Annotated in this window: 17 protein-coding genes; 15 read left to right on the top strand and 2 right to left on the bottom strand. The window is 63.8% G+C overall.

Annotation, left to right across the window (positions count from 1 at the left end; all coding sequences use genetic code 11):
* Positions 1-678: 678 nt before the first annotated feature.
* Both H3V53_RS11260 and map read right to left on the bottom strand, forming a co-directional pair.
* A complete protein-coding gene (locus H3V53_RS11260; RefSeq protein WP_336597969.1) occupies positions 679-3258 on the bottom strand; it encodes a [protein-PII] uridylyltransferase in 2580 nt (859 codons plus the stop codon).
* Positions 3259-3280: 22 nt separating this feature from the next.
* Positions 3281-4093, bottom strand: coding sequence for a type I methionyl aminopeptidase (gene map / locus H3V53_RS11265; RefSeq protein WP_054926392.1), 813 nt, complete (start codon positions 4091-4093; stop codon positions 3281-3283).
* 467 nt (positions 4094-4560) lie between these two features.
* Here map and rpsB point away from each other — a divergent pair, with 467 nt between their 5' ends.
* From rpsB to rnhB, 15 genes are all read left to right on the top strand, one after another.
* The gene (rpsB, locus tag H3V53_RS11270) at positions 4561-5313 is read left to right on the top strand and encodes a 30S ribosomal protein S2 (RefSeq protein ID WP_012400734.1); all 753 of its coding nucleotides are present in this window, start codon (positions 4561-4563) and stop codon (positions 5311-5313) included.
* 186 nt (positions 5314-5499) lie between these two features.
* Positions 5500-6381 carry a translation elongation factor Ts gene (gene tsf / locus H3V53_RS11275; RefSeq protein ID WP_336597970.1) on the top strand — a complete coding sequence of 294 codons (882 nt, stop codon included), beginning with the start codon at positions 5500-5502 and terminating at the stop codon, positions 6379-6381.
* A gap of 243 nt (positions 6382-6624) precedes the next feature.
* Positions 6625-7338, top strand: a complete 714-nt coding sequence (pyrH, locus tag H3V53_RS11280) for a UMP kinase (protein WP_054926390.1) — start codon at positions 6625-6627, stop codon at positions 7336-7338.
* A gap of 94 nt (positions 7339-7432) precedes the next feature.
* A complete protein-coding gene (gene frr, locus H3V53_RS11285; protein ID WP_336597971.1) occupies positions 7433-7993 on the top strand; it encodes a ribosome recycling factor in 561 nt (186 codons plus the stop codon).
* Positions 7994-8065: 72 nt separating this feature from the next.
* Positions 8066-8848 (top strand): polyprenyl diphosphate synthase, encoded by a 783-nt coding sequence (uppS, locus tag H3V53_RS11290; RefSeq protein ID WP_054926388.1) that lies wholly within the window; start codon positions 8066-8068, stop codon positions 8846-8848.
* The gene (locus H3V53_RS11295) at positions 8842-9663 is read left to right on the top strand and encodes a phosphatidate cytidylyltransferase (protein WP_336597972.1); all 822 of its coding nucleotides are present in this window, start codon (positions 8842-8844) and stop codon (positions 9661-9663) included. The genes uppS and H3V53_RS11295 overlap by 7 nt, the downstream gene beginning before the upstream one ends.
* Before the next feature lie 21 nt (positions 9664-9684).
* On the top strand, positions 9685-10890 hold the full coding sequence (locus H3V53_RS11300; protein ID WP_336597973.1) for a 1-deoxy-D-xylulose-5-phosphate reductoisomerase: 1206 nt from the start codon (positions 9685-9687) through the stop codon (positions 10888-10890).
* Between the two features lie 7 nt (positions 10891-10897).
* Entirely contained in the window at positions 10898-12283 is a 1386-nt protein-coding gene (rseP, locus tag H3V53_RS11305; RefSeq protein ID WP_336597974.1) for an RIP metalloprotease RseP, read from the top strand.
* A 65-nt stretch (positions 12284-12348) separates the two neighbouring features.
* Entirely contained in the window at positions 12349-14661 is a 2313-nt protein-coding gene (bamA, locus tag H3V53_RS11310) for an outer membrane protein assembly factor BamA (RefSeq protein WP_054926384.1), read from the top strand.
* A 47-nt stretch (positions 14662-14708) separates the two neighbouring features.
* A complete protein-coding gene (locus H3V53_RS11315; protein WP_336598049.1) occupies positions 14709-15239 on the top strand; it encodes an OmpH/Skp family outer membrane protein in 531 nt (176 codons plus the stop codon).
* A gap of 102 nt (positions 15240-15341) precedes the next feature.
* The gene (lpxD, locus tag H3V53_RS11320; RefSeq protein ID WP_336597975.1) at positions 15342-16418 is read left to right on the top strand and encodes a UDP-3-O-(3-hydroxymyristoyl)glucosamine N-acyltransferase; all 1077 of its coding nucleotides are present in this window, start codon (positions 15342-15344) and stop codon (positions 16416-16418) included.
* Between the two features lie 205 nt (positions 16419-16623).
* Complete coding sequence (gene fabZ, locus H3V53_RS11325; RefSeq protein WP_054926381.1) at positions 16624-17085, top strand: 3-hydroxyacyl-ACP dehydratase FabZ; 462 nt, start codon at positions 16624-16626, stop codon at positions 17083-17085.
* A gap of 164 nt (positions 17086-17249) precedes the next feature.
* Positions 17250-18038, top strand: coding sequence for an acyl-ACP--UDP-N-acetylglucosamine O-acyltransferase (gene lpxA, locus H3V53_RS11330; RefSeq protein WP_054926380.1), 789 nt, complete (start codon positions 17250-17252; stop codon positions 18036-18038).
* Between the two features lie 3 nt (positions 18039-18041).
* Complete coding sequence (gene lpxB / locus H3V53_RS11335; RefSeq protein WP_336597976.1) at positions 18042-19211, top strand: lipid-A-disaccharide synthase; 1170 nt, start codon at positions 18042-18044, stop codon at positions 19209-19211.
* Positions 19208-19966 (top strand): ribonuclease HII, encoded by a 759-nt coding sequence (gene rnhB, locus H3V53_RS11340; RefSeq protein WP_336597977.1) that lies wholly within the window; start codon positions 19208-19210, stop codon positions 19964-19966. The genes lpxB and rnhB overlap by 4 nt, the downstream gene beginning before the upstream one ends.
* Positions 19967-19991 lie beyond the last annotated feature (25 nt).

Consider the following 19991-nt stretch of genomic DNA (forward strand, 5'->3'; position numbering starts at 1 on the left):
TCAATGCGTTGCTTCGAAGGCGCTATAAGTACTGAATCCGGCTCAAGCACTTGAGAAACCGATGCACTGCCGCAGGGTCGTCGCGCGCGAAGCGTGAAGGGCGTTCGCCAGCGCCCGTCGAAGCACCCGAGCGCGCCGGGCGATCGGAGAAGCTGCGTCGTTCGCTTTGCGCTCCCGCGTCCCGGCGGAATCCGCCCGCCACGTCCGCACGATCTTTCCGGACGGGACGCTCGCCTGGCGCACGGCGCTCCGACGAAGACCGCTCGAACGAAGGCGAATTGCCGCGCTCGCGCGAACCTGTGCCTGCCGGGCGCGCAGGACGATCACCCGTCGCGCGGCGTTCAAACGACGAATCGCCACGCTCGCGCGAGCCTGCGGCGCGCGCCGGGCGATCGCCGCTACGCGCAGCGCCTGTAGACGGTGCGCGACGTTCCGAGGGCGCGCCCGCCGGCCGTCCGACAGGACGTTTGGTCGCCTCGCCGGACGCGGAAGCGCCACGGCGCGCGGGGGCGGACGAAGCGTCTGAAGATCCTGCCCCGCCGCGGGGCGCCAGCGAAGGAGCGGCTTTGGCGGCCGGCCGGGCCGGCTTGCGGGCGGTGCTGCTGCCCGAACGCACAGGGCGCGTTCGGACGAAGCCGGCCGCGGATGCTTGGCTGTCAGTTTGACTCGCATGAAATCTCACACTGCGATCGCGCGCAGCAGCTCGGTTTCGACCTGGATTTGTCGTCGGTTGTCCGAGAGGCCGTGTCCGTCGAGTAGGAACACGTCCTCGACGCGTTCGCCGAGCGTATTGATCCGCGCCGCGTGGACGCCGACCCGGTGCTCGGCCAGCACGCGCGCGATCGAATAAAGAAGGCCCGGCCGGTCGTTGGCCGACACGGACAGGATGTAATACTGGCCGCGCTCGTCGGCCCGCAGGTCGACGCGCGGCGTCACCGGGAACGTGCGCGACAGGCGCGACAGACGACCCTTGGACGGCTCCGGCAGCAGCGTGCCCTGCGCCGTCAGGCGCTCCGTCAGCTCCTGCTCGACGAGATTGGCAATGTCGCGATAGTGGACGTCCTGCTCCGTATGCGCGACGAGGAAGTTGTCGAGCGCGTAACCGTGCCGGGTCGTGCTCACGCGCGCGTCCAGCACGGACAGCGCGTTGCGGTCGAAATACGCGCAAATGCCTGCGAACAGGTCAGGGCGGTCCTTCACGTAGACCAGCACCTGCAGCGCCTCGCCGATAGGCGACGGCCGCGCGCGGACGATCGGCGTCGGCGTCTCGACGTGGCGATGCAGCACGCGCGTTTGCCATGCGATATCGGCGGCGTCGTGGCGCAGAAAATAGCCGACGTCGAGCTTGTCCCACAGCGCGCGGTGCGCGTTCTCGGGCACGGTTTCGAGCCGCAGCAGCGCGAGCGCTTCTTCCTGGCGTTGCTTGAGCTCCGAGTGCGCATCGGGGCGGGCGCCGCCGAGCACGGCGAGCGTGGCGCGGTAGAGGTCTTCGAGCAGCTTGCCCTTCCACGTGTTCCATACTTTCGGGCTGGTGCCGCGGATATCGGCCACCGTCAGCAGGTAGAGCGCGGTGAGCCTTCGCTCGTTGGCGACGAGATCCGCGAAGCGTTTAATCACTTCAGGATCGCTCGTGTCCTGTTTCTGCGCGACCTGGCTCATCGTCAGGTGATGCTGGACCAGCCACACGATCAGCGCCGTGTCTTCCGCGCCGATGCCGTGATCGCGGCAGAAGCGGCGCGCGTCGGCCATGCCGAGCGTCGAGTGGTCGCCGCCGCGGCCCTTCGCGATGTCGTGGAACAGTGCCGCGACGTACAGGACGTAGGGTCGCTCGAAGTTGGCGATCAGCTGGCTGCAGAACGGATATTCATGCGCATGCTCGGCAACCGCGAACCGCCGCATGTTCCGAAGCACCATCAGAATGTGCTGATCGACCGTATAGACGTGATACAGATCATGCTGCATCTGTCCGACGATACGGCGGAAGTTCAGCAGATAACGCCCCAGTACGCTCGTTTGGTTCATCAGACGCATTGCATGCGTGACGCCCTGCGGCTGCTTCAGGATTTCCAGGAACAGGCGCCGGTTTTCCGGGTCACGGCGCCAGTGCTGATCCATCTTGTCGCGGGCGTTGTACAGCGCGCGCAGCGTCCGCGCCGACAGACCCTTGACGCCCGGCGTTTCCTCATACAGCAGGAACGCTTCGAGAATCGCGTTCGGTTCGCGCTCGAATACGTCGTCGCTGGCGATTTCCAGCATGCCCTGTTTCTCGACGAAGCGATCGGACAAGACGCGCGTAATGCCGCTCGTGGTAGGAAAAAGCTGGGCCTCGATGTTCTGGATCAGAATCGTCGACAGCTGAGTGACCGCTTTGGCGGCCCAATAGTAGCGGCGCATCAACTGCTCGCTGGCACGCCGCGTCGTCGTTGCCTTGAAACCGAAACTCTCGGCGAGCGGATTTTGCAGGTCGAACACCAGAATGTCCTGGCGACGTCCCGCCAGCACGTGCAGGCGGGCGCGCAGCGTCTTCAGGAAGCCTTCGTTACGGCGCAGCTCGCGTGCTTCGCGGTCGGTGATCAGGCCGCGCTGGTCCAGTTCGCGCCAGCTGCTGCCAAAACCTGCCGCTTGCGTGACCCACAGAATCAGCTGGAGATCTCGCAAGCCACCCGGACTTTCCTTGATGTTCGGCTCGAGCGCGTAGGGTGTGTCCTGAAATTTCGCATGACGCTGTCGCATTTCCAGGACTTTCGCCTGGAAAAACGCGCGCGGATCGAGCGCGTCACGGTAGCGCAGCGAAAAACTCTCAAACAGCGTCGTGCTGCCAACGATGCGCCGCGCTTCCAGCAGTGAGGTTTGCACGGTCACGTCGTTCGCGGCCTCTTCGATGCACTGGGACACCGTGCGCACACTGCTGCCGAGTTCCAGCCCGAGATCCCATGCAAGTCCAATAAACCGCTCGATGCGGGACTCGAGATGCGGCACGGGCTCGTCCGGCAGCAGCACCAGGATATCGATGTCCGAATGGGGCGCGAGCTCGCCGCGCCCGAATCCGCCCACGGCCAGCAGCGCCAGCGATGCGGGAAGGTCGCACGCGGCCCACGCGCCGCGCAGCGCGTCGTCGGTGATGCGCGCGAGCGAACGCATCAGCGTGTCGACGTTGGTCGCGCTCTTAAAACGGTCCAGCAGCGGGTTTTTGGCCACCTTGTAGTCCGCCTTGAGTGACGTGGCATCGGAAAGGGCGACAGCGGGAACGCTACTCATAGGCGGCGGGCGACGAGAATGGTCAGGCCGTGGCAGCGGCCACGATGTGCGGGCGGGCGGGCGTGCCGGCGGAGACGGTGAGCACCTCGTAACCCGTGGGCGTGACGAGAATGGTGTGCTCCCATTGCGCCGACAGGCTGCGATCCTTCGTCTTGACGGTCCACTGGTCTGGCATCGTGCGGATGTCGCGGCGACCGGCGTTGATCATCGGCTCGATCGTGAAGATCATGCCCGCCTGCAGTTCGATGCCCGTGCCGGGGCGGCCGTAGTGCAGCACCTGCGGGTCGTCGTGGAACACCTGGCCGATGCCGTGGCCGCAGTATTCGCGCACGACGCTGTAGCCGAGTCCTTCCGCATGCTTCTGGATCGCGTAGCCGATGTCGCCGAGATGCGCGCCCGGGCGCACCTGCTCGATGCCGAGCCACATGCATTCATACGTGGTCTGGACGAGGCGCTTCGCCATGATCGACCCTTCGCCGACGATGAACATGCGGCTCGTGTCGCCGTAATAGCCGTTCTTGATGACCGTGACGTCGATATTGAGCGCGTCGCCGTTCTTCAGCGCCTTGTCGCCGGGAATGCCGTGGCAGATCACGTCGTTCACGGACGTGCAAACGGCCTTCGGAAACGGCGGATAGCCGGGCGGCTGGTAATTGAGCGGCGCGGGAATCGTGCCTTGCACGTTCGTCATGTATTCGTGGCACAGGCGGTCGAGTTCGCCCGTCGTGACGCCGGGCTTGACGAACGGCGTGATGTAGTCGAGCACCTCGCTCGCGAGCCGTCCGGCGATGCGCATCTGCGCGATATCGTCTTCGTTTTTGAGCGTAATAGCCATGAGTCGGGCCTGAAAAGCGGGTTATCGTGTAATTATCGCACCTTATTCCTGCTGTCGCAGCGTTTTGCAGACCGGCTGGGCATCGGGCGATGCCATGGGCGGGCGTCCGCTGCCGCTCCGGCGCGCGCGCGTCGTGCCGTTGGCGGCAGCACGGTGCAACCCGGGCCGGGCGGCGGGGCTACCGCGCAGGTTGAGTCCTGCAATGCTCGCGTGCTATACTCATTGGCTAAGTCAATCGCCAGTTTGAAAGTTCAACTCGTTTAAATGCGTGTTGGTCATCTGGCTGGCGGCAGGCTTTCCTCGTGAACGAAGGAGCGGGGTCGGGGCGTCAAGCTTCCGGCGGCGCAGTTCGCGAGATTCGCAAGCCGGCGCACCCAGGGTGTCCGCGGCGTCAGGTTTTCCAGAGAGGGAAAACGGCGCGGCGGATACGGCAGCCGGCTTAAGACCCAACCCTAGCGGAGATTTTTATGGCAGTTACCATGCGTCAGATGCTGGAAGCCGGTGTCCACTTTGGTCACCAGACGCGCTTCTGGAACCCCAAGATGGCCCCCTTCATCTTCGGCCATCGCAACAAGATTCACATCATCAACCTCGAAAAGACGCTGCCGATGTACAACGACGCGCTGAAGTACGTGCGTCAACTGGCAGCGAACCGCGGCACGATCCTGTTCGTTGGCACGAAGCGTCAATCGCGCGACACGATCGCTGAAGCGGCGCAGCGCGCGGGCATGCCGTACGTCAACGCACGCTGGCTCGGCGGCATGCTGACCAACTTCAAGACGCTGAAGGTTTCGATCAAGCGCCTGAAGGACATGGAAGCGGCAGTCGAGGCGGGCGAGCTCGAAAAGATGAGCAAGAAGGAAGCGCTGCTGTTCGAACGCGAAATCGCCAAGCTGCAAAAGTCGATTGGCGGCGTGAAGGACATGGGCGGCATTCCTGACGCAATTTTCGTCGTCGACGTCGGCTATCACAAGATTGCCGTGACGGAAGCAAACAAGCTGGGCGTGCCCGTCATCGCCGTGGTCGACACAAACCACTCGCCGGAAGGCGTGGACTACGTGATCCCGGGCAACGACGACGCCAGCAAGGCTGTCGCGCTGTACACGCAAGGCGTGGCTGACGCGATCCTCGAAGGCCGTGCGAACGCGGTCAACGAAGTCGTGCAGGCTGTTCGCGGCGGCGACGGCGACGAGTTCGTCGAGGTCAACGGGGAAGCGTAAAGCACCCTGTGTCCGGCAAAAAAGGGGGCTCTCTATAGGCCCCCTTTTTTTAAGTCGCGACGATCTGAATGAGCGGCAGCAACGCTCATGCGGCAGTGCGGAAATAAATGCGCTGCGCTGAAACGAAATTCTGCCGCCGGCATCGAATGCGGGCGGCGTGTGACAGACAGACTCAAGGAGCGAATGATGGCGGCAATTACCGCAAGCATGGTGGCAGAACTGCGCGCGAAGACCGACGCGCCGATGATGGAATGCAAGAAGGCGCTGACGGAAGCCGACGGCGACATGGCGCGCGCGGAAGAACTGCTGCGCGTGAAGCTCGGCAACAAGGCGAGCAAGGCGGCGTCGCGTGTGACGGCTGAAGGCGTGATCGCTTCGTTCATCGAAGGCGGCGTTGGCGCGATCGTCGAACTGAACTGCGAAACCGACTTCGTTTCGAAGAACGACGACTTCATCGCCTTCTCGAAGAAGGTTGCCGAGCTGGTCGTCAAACAGAATCCGGCTGACGTGGCGGCACTATCGGCGCTGGCACTCGACGGCTCGACGGTCGACGCAGTGCGCTCGGCGCTGGTCGGCAAGATCGGCGAAAACCTGTCGATCCGCCGTTTCGCCCGTTTCGAAACGTCGAACAAGCTGGCTGCGTACCTGCACGGCACGCGTATCGGCGTGCTGGTCGAGTACACGGGCACGGACGAGCAGGTCGGCAAGGACGTCGCGATGCACATCGCCGCGATGAAGCCGGTCTCGCTGTCGTCGGACGACGTTCCGGCCGACCTGATCGCCAAGGAGCGCAGCATCGCTGAGCAGAAGGCTGCGGAATCGGGCAAGCCGGCCGAGATCGTCGCGAAGATGGTCGATGGTTCGGTTCAGAAGTATCTGAAGGAAGTCTCGCTGCTGAACCAGCCGTTCGTGAAGAACGACAAGCAGACGATCGAACAGATGCTGAAGGCAGCCGGTTCGAGCGTGCAGAAGTTCGCGCTGTTCGTGGTCGGCGAAGGCATCGAGAAGCGCCAGGACGACTTTGCCGCTGAAGTCGCCGCGCAAGTCGCTGCTGCAAAGCAACAATAAGCCTCGTTTAAGTTTTACGTATTACCGTTTCACCCGCGGCGGGGCTGGACTTCGCCGCGGCCGGCAGCGCCGCCGGGCTGTGCGCGCGAAAAGGCGCGTCACATCAAGCGGTTGGCGTGCCTCGAGCGTCATCGAGGCGCATCAATTTGGCGGCGCTTGCCCGAACCCGTATTTCACCCCTACAGTTAGTTCCTGTTGTTTGGCGGCTTTTTTTGCCCTGCTCAGCGCGATCCGGATATCTCTATGCCCACTGCCTATAAACGCGTCCTCCTCAAACTCTCTGGCGAAGCCCTGATGGGCGATGATGCATTTGGCATCAATCGCGCGACGATCGAAAGAATGGTGGCGGACGTGGCCGAGGTGGTGCGGCTCGGCACGCAGCTGGCGGTCGTGATCGGCGGCGGCAACATCTTTCGCGGTGTGGCGGGCGGCGCAGCGGGCATGGACCGTGCGACAGCCGACTACATGGGCATGCTGGCCACGATGATGAATGCGCTGGCGCTGCAGGACGCGATGCGTCACGCCGGCATCGAGGCTCGCGTGCAGTCGGCGCTGCGCATGGACCAGGTCGTCGAGCCGTATATCCGTCCGCGCGCGATCCGTCAGCTCGAAGAAGGCAAGGTCGTAATTTTCGCGGCCGGCACGGGTAACCCGTTCTTTACGACGGACACGGCAGCGGCGCTGCGCGGTTCGGAAGTGGGCGCGGAAGTCGTGTTGAAGGCGACCAAGGTGGACGGCGTCTATTCCGCCGACCCGAAAAAGGACCCGTCGGCCACGCGTTACACGACGATCAGTTTCGATGAGGCAATCGGCCGCAATCTGCAGGTGATGGACGCGACGGCGTTCGCGCTGTGCCGCGACCAGAAGCTCCCCATCCGCGTGTTTTCGATCGTCAAGCCGGGCGCGCTCAAGCGCATCGTGTTGGGCGAGGACGAAGGCACGCTTGTCCACGTGTAAACTCTCTTTCACGTCTGTGGGCTTGAACGCGGGCTTGGGCGCAGCCTCTGGCGCTGACGGGCCCGCATCGTTTTGAAGGTTCGGAGGTTTAATCATGTCTGTGGCTGACATCAAGAAAGGCGCTGAGCAAAAGATGCAGCGCTCGCTCGACGCGTTCAAGAACGATCTGTCGAAAATCCGCACGGGCCGTGCGCACACGGGCCTGCTCGATCACATCCAGGTCGACTATTACGGCTCGCCTGTGCCGATCTCGCAGGTCGCGAACCTGACGCTCGTCGACGCCCGCACGATCGGCGTGCAGCCGTGGGAAAAGAAGATGGTCGGCGTGGTCGAAAAGGCGATCCGCGAGTCGGATCTCGGCCTGAACCCGGCTTCGCACGGCGACGTGATCCGCGTGCCGATGCCTCCCCTCACGGAAGAGCGCCGCAAGGAGCTGACGAAGGTCGTCAAGAGCGAAGGCGAAACGGCCAAGGTGGCCGTGCGCAATCTGCGCCGCGACGCCAACGAGCAACTGAAAAAGCTCGTGAAAGACAAGGAAATTTCGGAAGACGACGAGCGCCGTGCAGGCGACGACGTCCAGAAGCTGACGGACAAGTTCGTGGCCGAAATCGACAAGCTGGTGCAGACCAAGGAAGGCGAGATCATGACGGTTTGATGGTCTGGCGTACACCAGACAGACGAATTTTCACTGATCATCGTTTTTCCTTTGCAGCTTTTCCCGACGGCCATGACCTATACAAGCTCAACCGTTCGCGTCCCTGACGTCTCAGCCGTACCGCGTCATATCGCGATCATCATGGACGGCAATGGTCGTTGGGCGACTCAACGCCGTCTGCCGCGCGTCGCGGGGCATACGCGCGGCGTCGACGCCGTACGCGCAGCCGTCGAGGCGTGCGCGCGGCAAGGCGTCGAATATCTGACGCTGTTCGCATTCAGTTCCGAAAACTGGCGCCGTCCGACTGACGAAGTCTCGTTCCTGATGCGCCTGTTTGTCACCGCGCTCGAGCGCGAGATCGGCAAGCTGCACGCAAATGGCATCCGCCTGCGCGTGGTTGGCGATCTGTCGATGTTCGACAAGAAAATACAGGACCTGATCGCGCGCGCCGAAACCAAGACGGCGAAAAACACGCGTCTCACGCTGACGATCGCCGCGAACTACGGCGGCCGCTGGGACATCATGCAGGCGACGCGCAAGCTGGCCGAGCAGTCGGTGGCGGCAGGGCGTCCCGTCGAGATCAGCGAGGAAGCCTTCGCCGGGCATCTCGCGATGGCCTACGCACCCGAGCCGGATCTGTTCATCCGCACGGGCGGCGAGCAGCGCATCAGCAACTTCCTGCTGTGGCAGCTCGCGTACACCGAGTTCTATTTCACCGACACCTACTGGCCGGACTTCGACGCCGACGCACTTGGCCGCGCCATCGCGTCCTACACCGGGCGTGAGCGCCGCTTCGGCCGCACCAGCGCGCAGCTCGAACCGCAATCGCAAAACGCCGATTCGCTTCCATGCTAAAAACCCGTGTCATCACGGCGATCGTCCTGCTGGCCATTCTCATTCCCGTCACGCTGTGGGCGCCGATCGGCGGCTTCGGCGCGCTGATCGCGTTCGTCGTCGTGTTTGCCGCGTGGGAATGGGCGCGGTTGCTGAAGCTGCCGGGCGCCGGCCCCGTCATCTACGCGATCGTCGCGGCGCTCGCGCTGGTCGCGAGCACGAAGCTCGGCACGGGCATCCGGCCGCCGCGGCCGCTTTTCGAAGCGTCATCAATCTTCTGGATATTCGCCGGACCATTCGTGCTGCTGCGCAAGCCCACGCTTGCGCAGGGCGCCTGGCGGCCGTTCCTGCTGCTGGCGGGCGTGGTCGTATTCGCCGCCTGCTGGCATGCGCTCGTCGCGGCGCGGATGGCGGGCGTGCCGTTCGTGCTCTCCCTGCTGCTGGTGGTCTGGTTGGCCGATATCGGCGCATACTTCGCGGGTAAGGCGTTCGGAAAGCACAAGCTCGCGCCGTCCATTAGCCCCGGCAAGACCTGGGAGGGGGCCATCGGCGGGTGGCTCGCCGTGATGATCGTCGCGGCCGTGGCCGTTCTCACCCACGCCTTCGCGCCGACCTTGTTTACCGCGCTGCCCGACCATCTGGGCGGCGCTCGTGCGTTTGCCACGCTGACGCTGCTGGTCGTGTTCAGCGTGGTGGGCGATCTGTTCGAGTCGATGCTCAAGCGCCAGGCCGGCGTGAAGGATTCGAGCAATCTGCTGCCGGGCCACGGCGGCGTGCTCGACCGCATCGACGCTTTGTTGCCGGTGCTGCCGCTCGCGATGCTGCTGTTGTCGTAGCCATCGGCTAGAGATAGAGATATGCAAAAACGACTCACTTTGCTCGGTTCCACGGGCTCGATCGGAGACAGCACGCTCGACGTCGTCGCGCGTCATCCTGAACGCTTTTCGGTCTATGCACTGACGGCACATCGCAACGGCGACAAGCTCGTCGAGCAGTGCCTGCGCTTTCAGCCCGAAGTGGCCGTGGTCGGCGATGCCGACACGGCTGCGAGCGTCGCCGCGAAACTGCGCGCCGCCGGCTGCAAGACAGAGGTGACATACGGCCCGCAGGCGCTCGTCGACGTGTCGAAGAACGAGGGCTGCGATACCGTGGTCGCGGCCATTGTCGGCGCGGCGGGTCTCGAGCCGAGTCTCGCGGCGGCGCGTGCCGGCAAGCGCATCCTGCTCGCAAACAAGGAAGCGCTCGTGATGTCGGGCTCGATCTTCATGGACGCAGTGCGCGATAACGGCGCGATCCTGCTGCCCGTCGACAGCGAGCACAACGCGATCTTCCAGTGCCTGCCGCGCGAATCGGCGCTGCATGGCGGCGTGTCGAAAATCATTTTGACCGCGTCGGGCGGGCCGTTCCGCACGCGCGAGCCGTCCAGTCTCGTCGACGTTACGCCGGAAGAAGCCTGCAAGCATCCGAACTGGGTCATGGGCCGCAAGATCTCGGTCGATTCCGCGACGATGATGAACAAGGGCCTCGAAGTGATCGAGGCGCATTGGCTGTTCAATCTGCCCGGCGATCGTATCGACGTGCTGATCCATCCGCAAAGCGTGATTCACTCGTTGGTGTCGTACGCGGACGGATCGGTGCTCGCGCAACTGGGCAATCCCGACATGCGCACGCCGATCGCTCACGCGCTGGCGTTTCCGGACCGTGTCGATTCGGGCGTCGCGCAACTCGATCTCGCGCAGATCGCGCAGCTGTCGTTCGAAAAGCCCGATTACACGCGCTTTCCGTGTCTCGCGCTGGCGATGAAAGCGCTGGCCGAAGGCGGTGTGGCGAGCGCCGCGCTGAACGCGGCCAACGAGATTGCCGTCGAGGCGTTCCTCTCGCGTCGCATCGGCTTCATGGCGATCGCGCAGGTGGTCGACGCGGTGCTGAACACTTTGCCCAACCGCGAGGCGTCGAGCCTCGCCGACGTGGTCGATGCCGACGCCGCCGCGCGCCGCGCCGCCCACGCCTATATCGACGCTCTGCCGGCGGGCGCACGCCTTACGGAACGCGCCGTCCAGTGAGGCGTTTATGAATCTGCTGATCGAAGTGGTCGCCTTCGCAGTCGCGATTGGCGTCCTGGTGGTCGTCCATGAGTATGGCCACTACAGCATCGCGCGCCTGTGCGGCGTCAAGGTGTTGCGTTTCTCGATCGGCTTCGGCAAGCCGCTCGCGCGCTGGGTCAGCAAGAAGACGGGCACCGAGTGGACCATCGCGGCGCTGCCGCTCGGCGGCTACGTCAAGATGCTCGACGAGCGGGAAGAGGGCGCGCCCATCGCGCCCGCCGACTTGCCGCGCGCGTTTAATCGTCAATCCGTCGGCAAGCGCATTGCGATCGTGGCGGCTGGTCCGATCGCGAACTTCATCCTCGCCATCGTGCTGTTCGCGGCCGTGTTCGCAACAGGCGTCACCGAGCCCGCGGCGATCGTCGCGGCGCCCGCTGCCGATACGGTTGCGGCGCGCGCCGGCTTCGACGGCGGCGAGAAGGTGGTGGCCGTGCGGGATGCGAATGCGGGCGAATCGGAGCCTGTGCGTTCGTGGTCCGATCTGCGCTGGAAGCTGCTGGGCGCCGCATTCGATCACAAGCGAGTCGTGCTGACCGCGAAGGACGCGCACGGCACTTTCGACTTTCCGCTCGACTTGCAGAATCTTTCCGACAAGGAGGTCGATGACGACTTCATGTCGCGCCTGGGTTTCGAGCCGGGCGGCGGCACGCTGTCGGTGGCGGGCGTGCAGCCGGGCAGCGCGGCATTGAACGCGGGCTTGCTGGCTGGCGATCGCATCCGCGCGGTCGACGGTCGTCCGGCCGACAATGCAACCACCTTCATCAACTACATCAAGTCGCACGCGGGCAAGCCCGTCGTGCTGCAAATCGAGCGCGGCGCGAAGAACCAGCCGGTCGCATTACAGAATCTGACCATCGTGCCGGCCGCGCAGCGCGACGAAGCGACGGGCCAGCCGATTGGCCGCATTGGCGCCGAACTCGCGACCCAGGTGCCGTCCATCGACGTCCGCTATGGTCCCGTCGAAAGCCTGCGCCTTGGCGCGCATCGCACGTGGGATCTCGCGGTGTACTCGGTGCGGATGTTCGGGCGGATGATTACGGGCGAAGCGTCGCTGAAGAACCTGTCCGGTCCCGTGACCATCGCGGACTATGCGGGCAAGAGCGCGAGGCTCGGTCCGTCAGCATTCCTGTCGTTCCTCGCCCTTGTCAGCATAAGCCTCGGCGTGCTCAACCTTTTACCAATACCGGTATTGGACGGGGGGCATCTGTTATATTATCTGGTTGAAGCTGTTACCGGCAAAGCCGTATCGGATCGCTGGCAGCTCGTTCTACAAAGAGCGGGACTGGCTTGTATCGTCGCCTTGTCGGCGATCGCGCTGTTCAACGATCTTGCTCGTTTAATCCATTTTTAAAGTGTCTGGCGGCGTACGATGGCGCCCGCCTGACCTGATGCAGCTATACACACTGGGGAAGCACGTTGTTTAAACCTCATCGCTTTGTTCCAAAGACGGTTGTAGCCGCGGCATTCGCCGCGCATGGGCTGGTAGCCCACGCGACGACACCTTTTGTGGTGAAAGACATTCGGATCGAAGGGCTGCAACGGGTCGAGCCCGGCACGGTGTTCTCCTATCTTCCCATCAAGCAAGGCGATACGTTTACCGACGAGAAGGCTTCTGAAGCCATCCGCGCGCTGTACGCAACGGGTTTCTTCAATGACGTGAAGATCGCCACGGAAGGCGACGTCGTCGTGGTGCAGGTCGCGGAGCGTCCCGCCATCGGCACAATCGATTTCTCCGGCCTGCACGAGTTCGAGAAGGACAACCTGATCAAGGCGTTGCGCGCCGTCGGTCTGTCCCAGGGCCGCTACTATGACAAGGCGCTCGTCGACAAAGCCGAACAGGAACTGAAGCGCCAGTATCTGACGCGCGGTTTCTACGCGGCTGAGGTCACGACTACGATCACGCCGATCGATCGCAACCGTGTTGCGGTCCTGTTCGCCGTGATCGAAGGTCCGAGCGCGAAGATCCGCCAGATCAACTTCATCGGCAACAAGGCGTTCAGCACAGGCACGCTGCGCGACGAGATGCAGCTGTCCACGCCGAACTGGTTCTCGTGGTACACGAAGAACGACCTGTACTCGAAAGAAAAGCTCACGGGCGACCTCGAGAATGTTCGCTCGTACTACCTGAACCGCGGCTATCTCGAGTTCAACATCGAGTCGACCCAGGTGTCGATCTCGCCGGACAAGAAGGACATGTATCTGACGGTGACGCTGCATGAAGGCGAGCCGTACACGATCAACAGCATCAAGCTCGCGGGCAATCTGCTCGACCGCGAAGCCGAACTGAACAAGCTGATCAAGATCAAGCCGGGCGACCGTTTCTCGGCGGAAAAGCTGCAGGCCACGACGAAGTCGATCGTCGACAAGCTCGGCGAATACGGCTACGCGTTCGCAACCGTGAATGCGCTGCCGCAGATCGATCAGGAACATCACAAAGTCGACCTGACGCTGCAGGTCGATCCGAGCCGCCGTGTGTACGTGCGCCGCATCAACGTGGTCGGCAACACGCGTACTCGCGACGAAGTGGTGCGCCGTGAAATGCGCCAGCTCGAAAGCTCGTGGTTCGATTCGAATCGCCTCGCGCTGTCAAAGGACCGTATCAACCGTCTGGGCTACTTCACCGATGTCGACGTGACCACGGTGCCCGTCGAAGGCACGCCCGACCAGGTGGACGTCGACGTGAAGGTCGCCGAAAAGCCGACGGGCGCGATTACGCTGGGTGCGGGCTTCTCGTCGACGGACAAGGTGGTGCTGTCGGCGGGCGTCTCGCAGGACAACGTCTTCGGTTCGGGCACGAGCCTGTCGGTGAACGTGAACACCGCCAAGACGTACCGCACGTTGACGGTGACGCAGGTCGATCCGTACTTCACGGTCGACGGCATCAAGCGCATTACCGACGTCTACTACCGCACGTACGAGCCGCTGTACTACTCGACCGATTCGAGCTTCCGTATCGTGACGGCGGGTGGCGACCTGAAGTTCGGCATTCCGTTCTCGGAAGTGGATACGGTGTACTTTGGCGGGGGCTTCGAGCAGAACACGCTCGACGTCGACGCGAATACGCCGACGGCCTACATCAACTATGTGAACCAGTTCGGCCGCGTGTCGAACAACGTGCCGTTGACGGTCGGCTGGTCGCGCGACGCGCGCGACAGCGCGCTCGTGCCGAGCCGCGGCTACTTCACGCAGGCCAACGCCGAATACGGCACGCCGCTGGGCGGTGTCCAGTATTACAAGGCCGACCTGCAGGCGCAGTACTATTATTCGTTTGCCCGCGGCTTCGTGCTTGGCTTCAACGTCCAGGGCGGCTACGGTAACGGTATTGGCAACGCGTATCCGATCTTCAAGAACTACTACGCGGGTGGTATCGGCTCGGTCCGCGGCTATGAACCGAGTTCGCTGGGTCCGCGCGACGCGACGACGAACGACCCGATCGGCGGTAACAAGATGTTCGTCAGTAACGTCGAGTTGACGTTCCCGCTGCCGGGCACGGGCTACGACCGCACGCTGCGTGTGTTCACGTTCATCGACGCCGGTAACGTCTGGGGCGATCCACGTCAGGGCGGCACGACCACCACGGGTTCGAACGGCCTGCGCTACGGCTACGGTGTCGGTCTTGCGTGGATTTCTCCGATCGGTCCGCTCAAGCTGTCGCTCGGCTTCCCGTTGCAGAAGCACACGGGCGACCAGTATCAGAAGTTCCAGTTCCAGATCGGGACGGCGTTCTGATTGCGCGCTCCGGAACTGGAACCCCTTACAGCATCGAGAGGATGACTTTGCTAACTGGACTGTTTTCGAAACGTGTGGCGTGTGCAATGGCGCTGGCCATGACGCTCGGCGTGGGCGCGGCGAGCGTCGCGCACGCGCAGGAAGCGCGAATCGCCGCGGTGAATTCGGATCGCATCCTGCGCGAGTCCGCGGCGGCGAAGGCGGCGCAGACCAAGCTCGAGGCGGAGTTCGCGAAGCGCGACAAGGATCTGCAGGACATGGCGCAGCGCCTGAAGTCGATGTCCGATTCGCTCGACAAGAACGGTGCGTCGCTGTCACCCGCCGATCGCGCGCAGAAGCAGCGCGATCTGTCGCAGCTCGACACGGATTTCCAGCGCAAGCAGCGCGAGTTTCGCGAGGACCTGAACCAGCGCCGTAACGAAGAACTGGCAGCCGTGCTGGATCGCGCGAACAAGGTCATCAAGCAGATTGCCGAGCAGCAGCACTACGATCTGATCGTGCAGGAAGCGGTCTATGTGAGTCCGCGCATCGATATCACCGACCAGGTGCTGAAGGCGCTCGCATCGTCGGGCAACTGAGGCCGGATCGGACGGCGGCGAGCCGGCCGTCCGGCCCATGAATCCGGCGCGCGCCGCACAGGCGCGCGACTTGGGCAACTGAACAGCAGGAGCAGTACACGCATGGCATTTACGCTCGAGGAGATCGTCCAGCGGTTTGGCGGTGAGATCGTCGGCGATCGCGCTCACCGCGTTGGCAATCTGGCACCGCTCGATCAGGCCGGTCCCGATCATTTGGCGTTTCTTGCCAACCCGAAGTATCTGGCGCAAGTTGAAACGACGCGCGCGGGCGCAGTGCTGATCAACGCAGCGGACCTGGAGAAGGTTGCGTCGCGCGACGGCCGTAACTTCATCGTCACGCCGAATCCCTACGCTTATTTCGCGCGTCTGGCGCAGGCTTTCATCGATATGGCCGCGCCGAAGGCGAAGCCGGGCCTGCATGCGAGCGCGACCATCGACCCCACCGCGCAGATCGACGCAAGTGCGGTGATCGGTCCGAACGTGACCGTCGAAGCGGGCGCCGTGATCGGCGAGCATGTGCGACTCGACGCGAACGTGTTCGTCGGGCGCGGCACGAAGATCGACGCCGGCTCGCATCTGTATCCGAACGTCGCCGTGTATCACGGCTGCAAGATCGGCGAGCGCGCGATCATCCATGCCGGCGCCGTGATTGGCTCGGACGGCTTTGGTTTCGCGCCTGATTTCGTCGGCGACGGCGATGCGCGCACAGGCAGCTGGGTGAAGATTCCGCAAGTGGGCGGCGTGTCGATCGGACCGGATGTCGAAATCGGCGCGAACACCACGATCGATCGCGGCGCGATGGCCGACACGATCATCGAGGAATGCGTGAAGATCGACAATCTTGTGCAGATCGGCCACAACTGCAAGATCGGCGCCTACACGGTAATCGCCGGTTGTGCGGGCATTGCGGGCAGCACGACAATCGGCCGGCATTGCATGATCGGTGGCGCGGTCGGCATTGCCGGCCACGTCACACTGGCCGACTATGTGATCATCACCGCGAAGTCGGGCGTATCGAAATCGCTTCTGAAGCCCGGCATGTACACGAGCGCTTTCCCGGCCGTGGATCACGCCGACTGGAACAAGAGCGCCGCATTGATGCGCAATCTCGACAAGCTGCGGGATCGCATCAAGGCGCTCGAAGCCGCGGTGGCCAGCGCCTCCGGAGACAAGGCGTAAGGACCTCGGCAAGATAGGCACCACGACAGGCACCACGACACGCACGACCAGCGGCACGACCGGACACGACACGCCGGCGCGCGCGGCGCCCGGCTGACGCGCAGCCGGCACAGGAACGGGCGGCGCGGCGCGTGGACGTCAACGTGGTTTGTGCACCCAGCATTCGCAGTTATCATCGCGCAACCCTTGCGTGAGCAGAAACACCATGAGCACCGAAAAAATCAATCTCGACATTCACAAGATTCTCACGCTGCTGCCCCATCGCTATCCGATCCTGCTCGTCGATCGGGTACTCGAACTCGAGCCGCACAAGAGCATCAAAGCGCTGAAGAATGTGTCGATCAACGAACCGTACTTCATGGGCCACTTTCCGAAGCGCCCCGTGATGCCGGGCGTGCTGATTCTGGAAGCGCTGGCGCAGACGGCCGCGCTCCTGACCTTCGCGGAAGAGCCGCATGATCCCGACAACACGCTGTACCTGTTCGTCGGCATCGACAATGCGCGCTTCAAGCGCGTCGTGGAGCCGGGCGACCAGCTGATCCTGAACGTCACGTTCGAGCGTCATATGCGCGGCATCTGGAAGTTCAAGGCGCGCGCGGAAGTGGACGGCCAGGTGGCCGCCGAAGCCGACCTGATGTGCGCCGTACGCCAGACGGACGGCCAGTGATTGCCGCGGCCGGACAGCCGCGGAGGGCGATGTCCGGCAAGGCGCGTGGCAGAACAATCGAAACCTCGGGCGGTCACACGATGCTTTGCATCGCGGCCGCTTCAACGCGTCGGATGACGCCGCAGCGTCATCCCGCCATGTAACGGAAACACAAGCGAGGGCGCATGAGCAGGATTCATCCTACTGCGATCATCGAGTCGGGCGCACAGCTCGACGAATCGGTCGAAATCGGACCGTACGCCATTGTCGGCGCGCACGTCACCATCGGTGCGCGTACGACGGTCGGCTCGCACAGCGTGATCGAAGGCCACACCACGATCGGCGAGGACAACCGCATTGGCCATTACGCGTCGGTCGGCGGACGTCCGCAGGACATGAAGTACAGGGACGAGCCCACGAAGCTCGTGATCGGCAGCCGCAACACGATCCGCGAATTCACGACGATCCACACGGGCACGGTGCAGGACAAGGGCGTCACCACGCTCGGCGACGACAACTGGATCATGGCGTACGTGCACATCGGTCACGACTGCCAGATCGGCAACAACGTGATCCTGTCGAGCAACGCGCAGATGGCAGGCCACGTGATCATCGACGATCACGCGATCGTCGGCGGCATGTCGGGCGTGCATCAGTTCGTGCGCATCGGCGCGCACTCGATGCTGGGCGGCGCGTCGGCGCTCGTGCAGGACATTCCGCCGTTCGTGATCGCGGCGGGCAACAAGGCTGAGCCGCACGGCATCAACGTCGAAGGGCTGCGCCGGCGCGGCTTTTCGCCGGACGCGATTTCGGCGCTGCGTTCCGCGTACCGTCTGTTGTACAAGAACGGCCTGTCGCTCGAAGAGGCGAAGGTGCAATTGCGTGAGCTCGCGTCGGCGGGAGGCGACGGCGACGAGCCGGTGCGCGCGCTCGTCGAATTTGTCGAGCAGTCGCAGCGCGGCATCATCCGCTAACCGATGCCGTTGCCTACCAGTCCGCTGCGGCTCGCAATGGTGGCCGGCGAGCCGTCGGGCGACCTGCTGGCGGCATCGCTGCTCGACGGGCTCGCGGCCCGTCTGCCGCAGACCACACAGTATTTCGGCATCGGCGGCCCGCGCATGACCGCGAAGGGCTTCGACGCGCATTTCCCGATGGAAAAGCTGTCGGTGCGCGGCTACGTCGAGGCGCTGAAGCACATTCCCGAGATTCTCGGCATTCGCAATGAGCTGAAGCGCCAGTTGCTGGCCGAGCCGCCGTCGGCTTTCATCGGCGTCGACGCGCCCGACTTCAACTTTGGCCTCGAGCATCCGCTTCGCGACGCGGGCATCCCGACCATTCACTTCGTCTGTCCGTCGATCTGGGCGTGGCGCGGCGGCCGCATCAAGAAGATCGTGAAGGCCGTCGATCACATGCTGTGCGTCTTCCCATTCGAAAAAGCGCTGCTCGAAAAGTCGGGCGTCGCCGCGACTTACGTCGGCCATCCGCTCGCCGACGAGATTCCGCTCGAACCGGACATGTCCGGTGCTCGGCGCGTGCTCGGTCTGCCCGAAAACGGGCCGGTGATTGCCGTGCTGCCGGGCAGCCGTCGCTCGGAGATTGCGCTGATCGGTCCGACCTTTTTCGCTGCGATGGAACTGATGGCGCAGCGCGAGCCGGGCGTGCGTTTCGTCATGCCCGCCGCGACGCCGGCGTTGCGCGAATTGCTCAAGCCGCTCGTCGACGCGCACGCCAGTCTGCCGCTGACGCTGACCGACGGCAATGCGCAGCTCGCCATGACCGCCGCCGACGCCATTCTCGTCAAAAGCGGCACCGTCACGCTCGAAGCGGCGCTGCTGAAAAAGCCGATGGTCATCTCGTACAAGGTGCCCTGGCTGACGGGCCAGATCATGCGCCGTCAGGGGTATCTGCCGTACGTCGGTTTGCCGAATATTCTGGCGGGGCGTTTCGTCGTGCCCGAAATCCTGCAGCATTTCGCGACGCCCGAGGCGCTGGCGGATGCCACGCTGACGCAGTTGCGCGACGATGCAAACCGGCGCACGCTGACGGAAATCTTCACTGAGATGCATCACGTGCTGAAGCAGAACACCGCGCAACGGGCCGCGGAAGCGGTCGTCGGCATCATCGAAGCGCGTCGGGGGCGTCCATGACCCGCGCGACGGGCGCCGCCGCGCCGCGCAAGGCGCCTGCGAAAAGCGTGAAGCGCGCGGTGGCGCAGGTCGGCCTCGATTTTTCGTCGCCCGACGACATCATTTGCGGTGTCGACGAAGCCGGCCGCGGGCCGCTCGCGGGGCCCGTGGTGGCCGCCGCCGTGATTCTCGATCCATCGAAGCCGCGCATTCGCGGTCTCGACGATTCGAAAGCGTTGACGGCGAAAAAGCGCGACGAGCTGTATGACAAGATCATCGACCGCTCGCTGGCGTATTGCGTCGCGTCGGCGTCCGTCGAAGAAATCGACACGCTGAACATCCTGCACGCAACGATGCTCGCGATGAAACGGGCCGTCGAAGGGCTCAGCGTCACGCCGACACTGGCGAAGATCGACGGCAATCGTTGCCCGACGCTGAGCATTCGCAGCGAGGCGATCGTCAGCGGCGACGCGCTCGTGCCGTGTATTTCGGCGGCATCGATTCTGGCGAAGGTCACGCGAGACCGCATGCTGCTCGAACTGCATCAGATGTTCCCGGTGTACGGCTTCGACGCGCACGCCGGCTACGGCACGCCGCAGCATCTGACGGCGCTGCGCGATCACGGTCCGTGCTTGCATCATCGGCGCTCGTTTGCGCCCGTGCGCGAAGCGTATGTGCGGCTCGGCATGACGATCGATCTGCCTGACGATGCCGTCGTCGTGCCGCCCGTCGTGGACGGCGATCCGCTGCTCGCCGACGACAGCGCGCCGTTCTGAGCCGGCGCGCAAGCAAGCCAGGCGC

This window comes from Paraburkholderia bengalensis, assembly GCF_037126505.1.
In the GTDB taxonomy this organism is placed as follows: Bacteria; Pseudomonadota; Gammaproteobacteria; order Burkholderiales; family Burkholderiaceae; genus Paraburkholderia; species Paraburkholderia bengalensis.

Excerpts from the sequence above, each read along its gene's own strand:
- H3V53_RS11260 (WP_336597969.1), bottom strand. The coding sequence starts at position 3,258 with ATGAGTAGCGTTCCCGCTGTCGCCCTTTCCGATGCCACGTCACTCAAG.
- map (WP_054926392.1), bottom strand. The coding sequence starts at position 4,093 with ATGGCTATTACGCTCAAAAACGAAGACGATATCGCGCAGATGCGCATC.
- rpsB (WP_012400734.1), top strand. The coding sequence starts at position 4,561 with ATGGCAGTTACCATGCGTCAGATGCTGGAAGCCGGTGTCCACTTTGGT.
- tsf (WP_336597970.1), top strand. The coding sequence starts at position 5,500 with ATGGCGGCAATTACCGCAAGCATGGTGGCAGAACTGCGCGCGAAGACC.
- pyrH (WP_054926390.1), top strand. The coding sequence starts at position 6,625 with ATGCCCACTGCCTATAAACGCGTCCTCCTCAAACTCTCTGGCGAAGCC.
- frr (WP_336597971.1), top strand. The coding sequence starts at position 7,433 with ATGTCTGTGGCTGACATCAAGAAAGGCGCTGAGCAAAAGATGCAGCGC.
- uppS (WP_054926388.1), top strand. The coding sequence starts at position 8,066 with ATGACCTATACAAGCTCAACCGTTCGCGTCCCTGACGTCTCAGCCGTA.
- H3V53_RS11295 (WP_336597972.1), top strand. The coding sequence starts at position 8,842 with ATGCTAAAAACCCGTGTCATCACGGCGATCGTCCTGCTGGCCATTCTC.
- H3V53_RS11300 (WP_336597973.1), top strand. The coding sequence starts at position 9,685 with ATGCAAAAACGACTCACTTTGCTCGGTTCCACGGGCTCGATCGGAGAC.
- rseP (WP_336597974.1), top strand. The coding sequence starts at position 10,898 with ATGAATCTGCTGATCGAAGTGGTCGCCTTCGCAGTCGCGATTGGCGTC.
- lpxD (WP_336597975.1), top strand. The coding sequence starts at position 15,342 with ATGGCATTTACGCTCGAGGAGATCGTCCAGCGGTTTGGCGGTGAGATC.
- fabZ (WP_054926381.1), top strand. The coding sequence starts at position 16,624 with ATGAGCACCGAAAAAATCAATCTCGACATTCACAAGATTCTCACGCTG.
- lpxA (WP_054926380.1), top strand. The coding sequence starts at position 17,250 with ATGAGCAGGATTCATCCTACTGCGATCATCGAGTCGGGCGCACAGCTC.
- lpxB (WP_336597976.1), top strand. The coding sequence starts at position 18,042 with ATGCCGTTGCCTACCAGTCCGCTGCGGCTCGCAATGGTGGCCGGCGAG.
- rnhB (WP_336597977.1), top strand. The coding sequence starts at position 19,208 with ATGACCCGCGCGACGGGCGCCGCCGCGCCGCGCAAGGCGCCTGCGAAA.